Below are 12,495 nucleotides of genomic sequence, written 5' to 3'. Positions count from 1 at the left end.
TTTACGTATTTTCAACAAGGGCGCGCCACCCCTCGCCATCATCCACGATGGCCACCGTCACCCCATCCAGCGCCGTCTTGCCCAGCAGCAGGCGGCCACGCGGGCTGGCGATGAGCGCTGCCGGTTCACATACGCCGTCCACGCCGATGTTCTGCCGCACCCACTCCGAGGGCTTGCTCACCCAGGCGCGCTGGGCGATCTGCTCGCGGGCGATCACCCGCAGCGGCAAGCCATGGGTGGCACAGAAGGCCAGCAGGCCGGGCTCCTCGGCCTTGAGGTCGATGGTGGCGACTTCGCGCACCTGGGCCAGTGTGGCGCCGGGGCATCGCTGCAGCGCCTGCGCGACGGCCGCGCCGATCTGCTCGACCGAGGCCAGCTTGCGGCAGCCTATGCCCAGCACCAGCGGCTTGACGGCTTCGGTGGCGGTGGTCACGACCGGCTGCGCGCCCGTCAGCTGCGCCACCCGATAGGCCAGGCTGTTAGCCCCACCCTCGTGGCCAGCCAGCAGCGAGATGGCGAAGCGGGCCGCTTCATCCACCACCACCACGGCCGGGTCGCTGTGCTTGTCCTGCGGCAGACCGTCGAGGAAACGTACGGCGATGCCGGTGGCGCCGATCATGATCCATTGGCGATGGCGGCGATAGGCCAGCGCGAACTGCTGGCGCTGCGACTGCGATGTGCCTGCCTCGCTATTGAGCCAGGGCTGGTACAACTGGCAGGACTGGCGCAGCTGACCCGACGGGCCGCCCAGCCTGTCCTGCAGGTACATGGCCAGCGGCGCGGCTTCGACGCGCACTGGCCACAGGCCGAGTTCAGGCAGGGCGACCGGCGGGTTCATGCGGCGTCCTTGTTCTTCTTCACCACGCGGAACAGATGCGTGAAGTCCTTGGAATAGAGGCTGGACTCGGCCACCTGTGCCTTGTCCAGCGCCGCGCCCACCAGCATCATGGTGGTCAGGTTCCATTCACCGCGCTTGTTCTCTTCCAGCACGCGATCCAGTTGTCCCTGGTAGACACGCTGTTCGGGCCAGGTGGCGCGATAGACCAGGGTCACCGGGGTCTCGGGCGGATAGTGCAGCAGCAGGTCGGTGACGATCTTCTTCAGGTGCGGGCCGGAGAGGAAGATGCACATCGTGGCGCGATGCGCGGCCAGGGAGGCGATCGATTCGGATTCCGGCACGGCCGAGGCGCGGCCGGAGACGCGGGTCAGGATCACGCTCTGCGACACCTCCGGCTTGGTCAGCTCGGCCGAGACCGCAGCGGCGGCTGCCGTGAAGGAGGACACGCCCGGCACCACCTCGTAGGCGATGCCCAGCGCGTCAAGGCGGCGCATCTGTTCGGCGGTGGCGCCATAGATGGCGGGGTCGCCGGAGTGCAGGCGCACGACGTCGATGCCCTGCTCCCGGGCGCGCTCATAGCAGGCCTGTTGCTGTTCCAGGTCGAGCGCGGCGGTGTCGATGATCTCGGCATCGGCGCGACAATGTTCCAGCAAGGCGGTGGGCACCAGCGAACCGGCATACAGCACCATCTGCACCTGGCCCAGCAGGCGCGCGCCGCGCAGGGTGATGAGGTCGGCCGCACCGGGGCCGGCGCCGACGAAATAGACTTTCATGCACTTCCTTTCAATGATGCTGGCGGGCGATGGCGCTGCGCCTGCGCGGTCTTGCGGATCAGCAGCACGGCCAGGTAGCCGCTGGCCTCGGCGGCATCGAGCGTACTCAGGTCGCTGGCCAGTACCTCGCCTTCCAGGCCGATGCGGCGGGCAAAGCCGCAGTGTCGGGCGATGTCCATCTCGCGCAGCAGGTCCAGCACCCACGGCAGGCGCGCGCCGACCTTCATCAGCACGACGATGTCGTGGCTCTCGATCTCGGCGCGCAGGGTGGCGGCATCTTCCGGGCAGGGCAGGATCAAGGTGCGTTCCTTGCCCACGCCCAGCGGCCATTCCAGCGCCGCCGCAGCGGCCGCGTAGCTGGTGATGCCGGGCAAGGTGACGCAGTCACATTGCGGATAGAGGTCGCGCACGGCCGCCAGCACGTAGCCATAGGTCGAGTAGGTCAGCGCGTCGCCGATGGTGAGGTACACCAGTTGCTGGCCCTCGCGCAGTTGCGCCGCCAGTTGCTGGCCCAGCAGGGCGTAGTGTTCTTGCAGGACCTGGCGGTCGGGGTCCATGTTGAACTCGATCTCGCGCAGGCGGCTGCGGTCGAACTCCACGCCCTCCAGGCATTGCAGGGCGACCGACAGGTCGGCGCCACGCGCCCGGGGAATGTAGATCAGGTCGGCGCTGCGCAATGCGGCCAGCGCCGCCAGCGGCAGGTAGCCTGCCGGGCCGGGGCCGACGCCGATGCCGGTCAGACGGCCGGGGCCGGTCCTGGGAACCGTCATGCCAGCGCTCCCAGGTGACGGCCGTCGAGGTCGAACAAACGCACTTCGATGCGCGAGACCGCCGGTACGCGGGCCTGCGCCAGCGCGGCGATGCGGGTTTCGATCCCGCTCCAGAGGCGGCGCGAGAGCGCGGCATCCTGCTGGCGGACCAGCTCTATGATTGCTTCCACCGTATTGGCTTCCTTCATCTGCTGCAACAGCGCGGGGGGAAACAGCTCGCCCTCGCCTGTCGCGTTCATTTCTTGCGCCACGCGGGCCACGCCCTGCATGGCCATGTTGCTCTTGCTGGAGTGGGTGTCCCACACGCCATCCAACACCTTGGCCAGCTTGCCCGGATGGCCGGCCAGCCACAGCAGCGGCAGCCTGCAGCCCTCTTCGCTCAGGGCCTGCTGCGTGAAGTCCAGCGCATCGCCGAGGAAATTGGCGATCTGCACGCTGCGCTTGTCCGGCAGGCCCAGGGTCTGCGCCACGAAGACGCGACCGATCTTGCCCGGCAGGTAGGCCACGGCATCCCCCTCATCGTCACCGGGCGTGCAGGCTGCCAGCGCCACGCGGATATAGACCTCGATGGAGGCGATCCAGGAGGCCATCGACATCGGTTCGACGATGCCCGAAGTCCCCAAAATCGAGATGCCACCCACGATGCCCAGCTTGGGATTGAAGGTCTTGGGCGCAATGGCCCTGCCCTCGCGGCAGCCGATGTGCAGGTCGAAGCCGGGCACGTCGGCCAGGTCGGGCTGCAGTTCCTCCCATACCTCGGCGACGGCAGCGCGCATCATGGCACGCGGCACCGGGTTGATGGCGGGCTCGCCAACGGCCACGCGCAGGCCGGGCATGGTGGCCGTGCCTACGCCTTCGCCGGCGAAGAAGCGGACTTCGCCGAGCGCATTGCGCCGCACCTGGGCGACGATGGTAGCGCCATGGGTGTTGTCGGGATCGTCGCCGCCGTCCTTGAGGACTTCGGCTTCGGCCATGCCCTCTTCCACCATGCGCACCGCCTCGACCGGCACACACAGGTAATGCCGGCCATCGGGCAGGCTGACGTCGGTCTGTTGCAGCGTCACGCCGCCCAGCAGGCGATAGAGCGCGGCGCGCACCGCCGCCGTGGCGCAACTGCCGGTGCTGCGACCACGCCGCAGACCGTTGGGGGCGAGCACGGCCAGGTCGTATTCGGCGCGTTGCAGTTCGCCCGGGTGGTCCATCACTGCACGCCTTCGGCTTGCGCTTCCTGCTGTACCTGCCAGGCGATGGCGTCGATCATCAGGGCATTGACCACGCTGGCGGCCCAGGGCGAGCCGCCCCGGGTGCCGCTGTTGGTGATGCGCGGCACCTGCAGGCAGCGGCGCAGCTCGTCCTTGCTTTCGCGGGTGCCGACAAAGCCGACCGGCAGACCGATCACCAGTTGCGGGCGCCAGCCGTGTTCGCGGATCAGGCGCACGGCTTCGGTGATGGCGGTGGGCGCGTCGCCGATGGCCAGCACGATGTCATTGCCGAACTTCTGCCAGGCGCGCCGGATGCCGGCCGCCGAGCGGGTCATGCCCAGGTTCTGGGCCATCAGGTGCGACTCGGGATCATGCACGCCGCACCAGGTCTCCACGCCCAGCTGTTCCAGCACGGCGCGCTTCAAGCCGGTCTGCACCATGGTCACATCGGTGACCACGCGCTTGCAGCGCAACAGGGCCTTCATGCCGGCCTGGGCGGCACCGGCCGAGAAATAGATTTCATCGGCCACGGCGAAGTCACCGCTGGTATGCACCAGGCGCTGCAGCACGGTCAGGTGCTCCGGCGGGAAGCCGCTCCAGTCGCGCCCGGCCTGGATGATATCCATGCTCTCGGCCTCGATGGGATGCGGCACGTAGGGCGCGGTGCGCGCCGGTATCGCCGCCGACTGGGCGCGGGCAGTCAGATCACGCACCTGCAGATGATGGGCGCGCTGCGGCTCGCCGACTTGCTGTTCGAAACCGACGATCTGCACGCGGTACTTGCACAGGGTGCAGTTCATTGCGGCGCGGCCTTCGACGGCCTCGCGGGCGCGCTCCAGCATGACATCGGCCACATGGGCGTGCACGCCCAGGTAGGCGGCCTTGAGCACTTCCACGCCGGGCTCGCGCGCGGCCTGTTCGTCGGCGGCGGCATAGATGCGCTTGACCAGCACGCCATCGAAGAGGAAGAACGGCAGCACTACCAGGCGCTGCCAGCCCTGGCCGGCGGCCAGCGACAGGCCTTCGCGCACCAGCGGTGTGGCCGTGCCCGAGAAGCAGACCTTGACGCCGCCGAAGCCCATCCCTTCCTGCACCATGCGGGCCAGCTTGGCGATCTCGCCATTGGCGTCGGGGTCCGTGGTGCCACGGCCGACCAGCACCAGGCAACTGTCCTGGCGGTGGATGATTTCCTCGGAGGTGGCCTCGGCCTCCACCACCCGTTGCTGCACCAGTTGCAGCAGCAACGGATGCAGGTCCATCGGCGCGCCGAAGTGGAAATCCACCTGCGGGTAATCCCGCGCCAGGGCCAGCAGTTCGGCCGGCATGTCGTTCTTGGCATGGCGCGCACCCAGCAGCACGCCGGGCACCACGGCCACCTCGGTGGCCCCCTCGGCCACGCAGGCGGCAGCGGCCTCGGCAATGGTTGGGGCGGCGAATTCCAGGTAGCCGTGGCGCACGACGCGCCCCTGGGCGCGCTGGCGCACCAGTTCTACCAGCGCCTCGAATTCGCGCAGGGAATCGGGATCGCGGCTGCCGTGGCCGGCGATGACGACCGCCGACCTGGTCCGCTGCGGGGTGAGCTCCTTCATGCCGCTCCTCCTGCCGCTCCTCCTGCCGCTGCTCCTGCCACCGCAGCTGCCGGCGGCGGTTCGATCTGGCTGGCCATGGGGGCGAGGGTGCGGATGAGCATGATGCTCATGTCGCTGAATTCGACATCCGCGCAATCGGCCAGCTTGCCGTGCCATTCGGCGTCGCCCCGGGTCAGGTTTTCCCAGACCTCGGTGGGGTGATCGGGACTGACGCCCTGCTGCAGGAGATAGCTGGCAATGTGGCGCGGCATGAAGGAACGCGCCGCATCCCAGGGGCAAGGGATGACGATGGCATTGCGACCGTCATTGAGGACATGCACCAGATGGCGCTTGAAGGGCTCCAGGTCGCCACGGCGGTGGAAGGTGATGAAGGTGGTCTCGTCAAAGCAGACGCGGGCGCGGGAGGCCAGGATCTGGGCCGAGGAAATGCCGGGCAGGGTTTCCACCCGGTGGCCGCAGGCACGTTCCACGCGTTCCAGGTACTGGAAGCCGCTGAAGTGGATGTCGCCCATGAAGACCACCACGCAGCGCTTGCCGGCGTGGTGCAGGGCCGCCACTTCGTCGAGCTTGGCGACCTGGTCGCGGTAGCCCATGAGCACCACCTGGGCGCTGGCGGGGATCAGTTCCTTGACCACGTCCACCACGGCGTTGAAGCCGGCCACCACGTCGGCGTTGCGGATCAGTTCGGCGCCGCGCAGGGTGAGATAGGAGTGGTCGCCGGGGCCGGCGCCGATACAGATGATCATGGTCTTTCCTTTCAGCGCTTGCCCAGCTGGGCGCGCACGGTCAACGCCAGGGCGTCGCCGGTCAATTGTTCCAGGGTCAGGCAAGGCGCACCCAGCGCCTCGGCCAGTTGGGCCGCACGGCCCAGGCGCAGGTAGCCCGATTCGGTATCAAGCACCAGCGCCGGTATGGCTTGCGCAGCCAGGTTGGCGGCCGCTTCCAGGGTCTGCGTCCAGGCGTCACCCTGGCTGCCGGGCAGGCTCACATTCGCCTTGCCGTCGGACAGGATCACCAGCAGCGGCGGCAGCTCATCGCTGGCCTGGCTGCTCTGCTGCAGCAATTGCGCCGCCAGTTGCAGCGCGTGCGGCAGTGGCGTGCGTCCACCGGTGGGCAGTTCGCGCAGGCCCTGCTCGGCCAGGTCGGCACTGCGGGTGGGGGCCAGCAGCAGTTGCGCCTGTTCACCACGGAAGCCGATCACGGCCAGTTGGTCGCGACGCTGGTAGGCGTCCGTCAGCAGCGCCAGCACGGCGCCCTTGACCGCTTCCATGCGGCGCTGCGCGGCCATGGAGCCGGAGGCATCGACCACGAAGACGATCAGGTTGGCGCCACGGCCGCTGCGCACCTGGCGATGCAGGTCTTCGCGGGTGATCTGCAGGCGCTCGCCGCCCTCGCCTGCGAGAGCAGCCCGTACGGCGGCGCTGCGCAGTGTAGCACCGACGGCCAGGCGGTCCGGATTGGCGTCCGGCACGGCGCGCAGGGCGCTGCCCCGGCTGGCGTCAGCCACCGCGCTGCGGCGGCCGCTGGCCGTGGAGGCCGGAAAGCTCGTGGTGGGCGTGACCACGCTGATCTTGCGGGCCGGACCGGCGGCGCCGATGGCGAAGGTCTGCTGGGCACCCTCGCCTTCTCCATTCTGTTGTTCTTGCTGCTCTTGCTGCTCCTTTTGATCCTGCGGTTCTTGCCCTTCCTGTTCATCCGGGGCGGTATCGGGTGGTGCGCCTGCGCTGCCCTGCCCCTGGCTTTCCCCCTGCGCCTGTCGCGCCTGATCGACCAGGTCGTCGAGCTTGTCCTGGTCCATGCCGCTCTGTTCGAAAGGCTTGCGGCGACGGCGGTGTGGCAGCACCAGGAGCGCGGCGGCGCGCACGTCGTCGGGCGTCACGCGCTCACGGGCCTGCAAGGCGGCGATGGCGCGGGCGGTCTTGTGCATGACGATGTCGGCGCGCAGGCTGGCCACCTCGAACTCGCAGCAGAGATGGCTGATCAGCTCCAGCATCGCGTCGTCCAGCGCCACGCCGGGCAGCAGGCGCTGGGCCCGGGCCACCTGGGCGCGCAAGGCATCCTGCTGGGCCTGCCACTGGCTGGTGAAGGCCTGCGGGTCGGCTTCGTAGGCGATGCGTCGGCGCACCACCTCGGCGCGTACTGACTTGTCGGTGGGTGCCGTCACTTCCACCATCAGGCCGAAGCGGTCCAGCAGTTGCGGGCGCAGGTCGCCCTCTTCCAGGTTCATGGTGCCGATCAGGGTGAAGCGGGCCGGATGGCTGACCGACAGCCCTTCTCTCTGTACCGCATTGACGCCCATGGCGGCCACGTCCAGCAGGACATCAACCAGGTGATCGGCCAGCAGGTTGACTTCATCGATGTAGAGGATGCCGCGATGGGCCGCCGCCAGCAACCCCGGCTGGAAGGCGCGCTGGCCGCCCTGCAGGGCTAGTTGCAGGTCCAGCGAGCCCAGTACGCGGTCTTCGGTGGCGCCCAGCGGCAAGGTGACGAAGGGAACCTCGGCCAGCGTGGCGGTGGGTGGCTCCTGCGCGCTGCAGACCGCACAGACCGCAGCGGGCTGGCCGGGCGCGCAGTTGAAGGCGCAACCGGGCTTGCGCAGGATGGCCGGCAGCACCTGGGTCAGGCCGCGTGCGGCGGTGCTCTTGGCGGTTCCCTTGTCGCCGCGCACCAGTACGCCGCCGATGCCGGGATCGACGGCGCACAGCAGCAGCGCTTCTTTCAGCAGGGGCTGGCCGACGATGGCTGAAAAGGGATAGCCGGGATGGTGGTGGGCCGCGCTCATTGCATGTCCTTGGTGTGTTCACTACCACGCACGGTTTCGCCACGGGCTTCGAGCTGGGTTTCGCTGTGCAGGTAGAGGGCGCGCAGTCGCTCCAGTGTCTGTGCATCGGGCTCTTGCCACATGCCGCGGCTGGCAGCCTCCAGCAGGCGCTCGGCGATGGCGTTCTGGGCCCAGGGGTTGGCCTGTTCCAGGAATTCACGCATGGCCGGGTCGAAGCCATAGGTCTCGGCCAGTTGCTGGTACATCCAGTCGTCCAGCACCTGGGCGGTGGCGTCGTAGCCGAACAGGTAATCGACGGTGGCCGTCAGTTCCAGGCCGCCCTTGTAGCCATGGCGACGGATGCTGGCCAGCCACTTGGGATTGACCACCCGGGCGCGGAAGACGCGCAGGGTTTCTTCCTTCAGGTCGCGCACGGCGGCGCGTTGCGGGTCATGGCTGTCGCCGAAGTAATGGCGCGGCTGCTGGCCCGACAGGGCGCGGATGGTGGCGATCATGCCGCCGTGGTACTGCAGGTAGTCATCGCTGTCGAAGATGTCGTGCTCGCGATTGTCCTGGTTGTGCAGGGCCACCTGCACCCCTGCCAGGCGCTGGCGGAAGGCCTCGCGCTGGTCGGCGCCCTGCACCTTGCGGCCATAGGCGAAGCCGCCCCAGTTGATGTAGGCCTCGGCGAAATCGGCCTGGTCCTGCCAGTTCTTTTCCTGGATCAGGGGCAGGATGCCGGCGCCGTAGCTGCCGGGCTTGGCGCCGAAGACGCGGTAGGCCGCCTGGGTGGCGGCCTCGGCCTGGCCCAGCCCGGTTTGCAGGCCCTGCTGCAGATCGCGCAGGTAGTGCTTGCGCACGAAGTTCATGTGCTCCGGCTCGTCGGCGGCGATGGCCAGTTGCACGGCGTCGTCGATGAGTTCGATCAACTGCGGGAAGGCGTCGCGGAAGAAGCCACTGATGCGGGTGGTGACGTCGATGCGCGGGCGCTGCAATTCTTCCAGTGGCACCAGCTCGACCCCGGCCACCTGCCGGTTGCCGGCGCGCCAGAGGGGGCGTGCGCCCATCAGCGACAGAATCTGGGCGACATCGTCGCCGTGGGTGCGCATGGCGCTGGTGCCCCAGATGCTGATGGCCACGCTCTCGGGGTAGTTGCCGCTTTCGCGATGGTGGCGCGCCAGCACTTCACGCGCCAGTTGCTGACCCACGCGCCAGGCCGATTGCGAAGGGACGCTGCGCGGATCGACCGAATAGAAATTACGGCCGGTGGGCAGGATGTGCGCCATGCCGCGGGTGGGCGAACCGCTGGGGCCGGCCGGGATGTAGCCACCACGCAGGCCCCTGAGCAGGTTGCCGATTTCTTCGCTGGTCTGGTGCAGGCGCGGCACCAGTTGTTCGCAGGCGAAGGCCAGCACGCGGCGCAGCCCGCTGGCCTGGTTCAGCGTCGTGTGCGCGGCCGGGGGCGTGGTCCGCCTCACCGGCGCAGCCGATGGGCGGGCCAGCGCGCGCATGCCGCCCAGCACGCTGCCGGCGCTCTTGCCCTGGGCGGGTTGCAGGCGTGGTCGCTGCTCGGGACTGGCCTGCTCCAGCGTCGCGAAAACGGTCTTGAGTACGCTGTCGATGGAGTGGACGGCGAAGTTCTGCTGCTGCAGGGCCTGCATCAGCGCAAGGCACAGGGCGTCGATGGCCTCCAGCGCATCGGCGCGGGTGACGATGGCGCGACCGGCGCAACGGGCCAGGGCGTCGTCGATGTTGAGGCGACGGCCCTTGTGTTCCAGCAGCATGTCCAGCGACAGGCCGAACAACCGGGCCACCTCTTCCTGCAGACCCGGCAGGTCCTGGTTGGGCAGGCGGACCAGGGCCACCAGCATGTCGGGCATCTGTGCCTGATCGGGCATGCGGCCGAGGATGTGCAGGCCGTCGCGGATCTGCGCCGCGCCCAGTTCGCAGAGGTAGCCGTCCAGGTCTTCGATCAGGTGAGCCACGCCGGCGCCATCCAGTTCGGTCAGGGCGTGCGGGAGTTCGCCGTCTTCGTGCGGGTGGTCGTGATCGTGGTGCTCATGATCATGGTGAGCATGATCGCCATGATGGTGATGATGGTGAGCATGTCCATGGCCGTGATCGTGGTCATGATCATGGTCGTGATGCAGCAGCTTGTACTGCAGGTCGGTATCCAGGTTGGTCTGCCGCACCAGTTCCCAGATCTGCTGCTGCAGCAGCGGCAGCTTGGCGGGGTCCAGCACTTCCACCTGGTAATACTCGTCCACCAGTTGCGTCAGCTCGGCCAGCGCGCCATAGCTGTCGGCGGTGGTCATCGGCGGCGTCAGGTGGTCTACCACCACGGCGTGGGCGCGGCGCTTGGCCTGCGAACCCTCGCCGGGGTCGTTGATGATGAAGGGATAGAACAGCGGCAGGTCGCCCAGCAGCGCATCGGGGAAGCACGCCTCGGACAGACCCACGCCCTTGCCAGGCAGCCATTCCAGTGTGCCGTGCTTGCCGACGTGGACGATGGCGTCGGCACCCCACTCTTCGTCCAGCCAGCGGTACAGGGCGTAGTAGTGATGGGTGGGTGGCAGGTCGGGCTGGTGGTAGATGGCGTCCGGGTCCATGCCATAGCCACGGGGCGGCTGCAGGGCGACGAAGGCATGGCCCAGGTCGAGGCCGGCGATGGCCAGGTGCTGCTCATGCACATAGGCCTGGCCGGGCGCGGCGCCCCACTGGCGCTCCATCCTGGCTTGCAGGGCCGAGGGCAAGGCCGCGAACCATTGCGCGTAACGGGCGGCGGGAATGCGGGCGGCGGCGCGGCGCAACTGGTCTTCGGTGAGCAGGATGTCGTCGTAGGAACAGCGGTCCACCAGTTCATGGATCAGCGCGGTACCGCTGGCCGGCAGGTCGGCGATGGCATAGCCGTCGGCCTGCAGCGCGCGCAGCACGGCCATCAAGGACTCCGGTGCGTCCAGCCCGACGGCATTGCCGATCTGCGCGGCCTTGCTGGTGGAATTGGTGAAGATGAAGGCGATGCGCTTGTGCGCATTGGGTGTGGTGCGCAGGCGCACCAGCCGCTGCGCCAGGCCGGCGATGCGATGTACGCGGTCCGGCAGCGCCCGGTATTGCACGGCGCCATTGTCGGTGACTTCCTTGAAAGATAGCGGCACGCCGATGATGCGGCCGTCGAACTCGGGCAGCACCACGTTCATGGCGGCGTCCAGCGGGTTCATGCCACGCGTGGAGTTCTGCCACTGGTCTTGCGTCATGCCGCTGGTGATGGCTTGCAGTACCGGCAGGTCCAGCTGTTCCAGTACCGAGACCGACCAGCCGGCCGGAGTGACGCCACCGGCGGTGATCTCGCCCATGGCAAAAGAGGTGGTGTTGATGATCAGGTCCACCTGGCCGGCGCCGAAGTATTGCAGCGCGGGCGGCAAGGCGGCGCCGCTGGCGGCCGACACCCGCAGCGAGGAGGTGAACACCGGCAAGACATCCAGGCCGCGTGCTTCCAGCGCGGCCACCAGTGCGTCGATGAAACCGGTATTGCCCGAGAGCCAGTGCGCCCGGTAGAAGATGATGCCCACGGCCGGCTTGCCGGCGGGTGCGCGGGCGCGCAGGGTCAGCCAGTCGGCGATGCCGGCATCCTGCTCCAGGTCGGGATGGTAGAGGCCGTGTTCGGGGAGTGCCTGCGCCGGTGCATAGCCATAGCCACTCAGCAGCAGGCGGTCGGACAGGCAGCGCAGCATCTGCGCGAGGTTGACGCTGCCGCCGCCGTTGAAATAGGCCAGCGCCTGCTGCTGCGCATCGACCGGCGCGGTGGAGGCGGCAGCCAGTTCGGCATCGGGCTCGCCGGTGCCGGACAGCAGGATCAGTTGCCGGCCCTCGGCACGCGCCACGCGCAGCAGCTCGGGCAGGCCATTGACGGCGCCCAGGCGGCCAAGGATACGCAGCACAATCACCTGCGCTGCCGACAGCTCTTCGCGCTGCATGTCGGCCAGGGTGCGGCGGGGCTGCCCGTGTTCATCGGTGTCGGCATGCAGGCCTTGCAGGTCGTAGCCGGCCACCGGGGGAAAGTCCGCCGGCAACTGGCTGCGGGCGGCGGCCAGCATGGCCAGGTCGGTCGGGGCGTGGGTGAGCAGGACGATCTGCGGGCGGCCGGCTGAGGTCGCTGAAGTGGCTGATTCAGACATCGCTGCGCTCCGGTTCGGGATGGACGTCGCCGCTGCCCAGGCGATGGAAGACCAGGTCGCTGACTTCGCGTCCGCCTTCGAGGTGTTCCACCACCACGCGCTCGATGGCGCTGGCGTCTTCGCAGCGGTACCACACCCCTTCGGGATAGACCACCACCACCGGCGCCTGGGCCTTGCAGGCCACCATGCAATGGGTGCGGGTGCGCTTGACGCGCAAGTCGGGACGGGCGTCGATCTGCTCGCCCAGGACGCCGAACATGGCTTCGGCCAGGACACCGTTCTCGGTGCAGCGCGGGCCCACGCACATGAGCACGTGGCGGTGATGAGTTCTCATTGCTTCACTTTCAGAGGCGCCGCGACGCTATCGGCGTTGGCCGGACAGCCAAC

Annotated in this window: 9 protein-coding genes; all 9 read right to left on the bottom strand. The window is 68.4% G+C overall.

The features are described 5' to 3' along the window. Window position 1 precedes the first annotated feature (1 nt). Genes ACEOAC_RS12080 through ACEOAC_RS12040 form a run of 9 tightly spaced genes read right to left on the bottom strand, consistent with a single transcriptional unit; the run spans window position 2 to window position 12,442 of the window. Window positions 2-838, bottom strand: coding sequence for a cobalamin biosynthesis protein (locus ACEOAC_RS12080; protein WP_413445606.1), 837 nt, complete (start codon window positions 836-838; stop codon window positions 2-4). Next, complete coding sequence (cobM, locus tag ACEOAC_RS12075; protein WP_006713051.1) at window positions 835-1,611, bottom strand: precorrin-4 C(11)-methyltransferase; 777 nt, start codon at window positions 1,609-1,611, stop codon at window positions 835-837. The genes ACEOAC_RS12080 and cobM overlap by 4 nt, the downstream gene beginning before the upstream one ends. Continuing rightward, window positions 1,608-2,381: a precorrin-2 C(20)-methyltransferase gene (cobI, locus tag ACEOAC_RS12070; RefSeq protein ID WP_413628880.1), complete on the bottom strand. Its 774-nt coding sequence runs from the start codon at window positions 2,379-2,381 to the stop codon at window positions 1,608-1,610. Before cobI ends, cobM begins: the two co-directional genes overlap by 4 nt. Further along, complete coding sequence (gene cbiD, locus ACEOAC_RS12065) at window positions 2,378-3,583, bottom strand: cobalt-precorrin-5B (C(1))-methyltransferase CbiD (protein ID WP_413628879.1); 1,206 nt, start codon at window positions 3,581-3,583, stop codon at window positions 2,378-2,380. The genes cobI and cbiD overlap by 4 nt, the downstream gene beginning before the upstream one ends. Then, a complete protein-coding gene (locus tag ACEOAC_RS12060) occupies window positions 3,583-5,172 on the bottom strand; it encodes a precorrin-8X methylmutase (RefSeq protein ID WP_413628878.1) in 1,590 nt (529 codons plus the stop codon). The genes cbiD and ACEOAC_RS12060 overlap by 1 nt, the downstream gene beginning before the upstream one ends. Continuing rightward, on the bottom strand, window positions 5,169-6,002 hold the full coding sequence (locus ACEOAC_RS12055; RefSeq protein ID WP_413445925.1) for a cobalt-precorrin-7 (C(5))-methyltransferase: 834 nt from the start codon (window positions 6,000-6,002) through the stop codon (window positions 5,169-5,171). Before ACEOAC_RS12055 ends, ACEOAC_RS12060 begins: the two co-directional genes overlap by 4 nt. Continuing rightward, window positions 5,930-7,954: a putative cobaltochelatase gene (locus tag ACEOAC_RS12050; RefSeq protein WP_413628877.1), complete on the bottom strand. Its 2,025-nt coding sequence runs from the start codon at window positions 7,952-7,954 to the stop codon at window positions 5,930-5,932. The genes ACEOAC_RS12055 and ACEOAC_RS12050 overlap by 73 nt, the downstream gene beginning before the upstream one ends. Continuing rightward, entirely contained in the window at window positions 7,951-12,108 is a 4,158-nt protein-coding gene (locus ACEOAC_RS12045; protein WP_413628876.1) for a cobaltochelatase subunit CobN, read from the bottom strand. Before ACEOAC_RS12045 ends, ACEOAC_RS12050 begins: the two co-directional genes overlap by 4 nt. After that, on the bottom strand, window positions 12,101-12,442 hold the full coding sequence (locus ACEOAC_RS12040) for a (2Fe-2S) ferredoxin domain-containing protein (protein ID WP_166757936.1): 342 nt from the start codon (window positions 12,440-12,442) through the stop codon (window positions 12,101-12,103). The genes ACEOAC_RS12045 and ACEOAC_RS12040 overlap by 8 nt, the downstream gene beginning before the upstream one ends. Window positions 12,443-12,495: the final 53 nt, after the last annotated feature.

The sequence above is a fragment of the Herbaspirillum frisingense genome, from assembly GCF_047325095.1.
GTDB classification, from domain to species: Bacteria; Pseudomonadota; Gammaproteobacteria; order Burkholderiales; family Burkholderiaceae_D; genus Herbaspirillum; species Herbaspirillum frisingense.
This window is presented reverse-complemented; position numbering and strand designations above follow the sequence as displayed.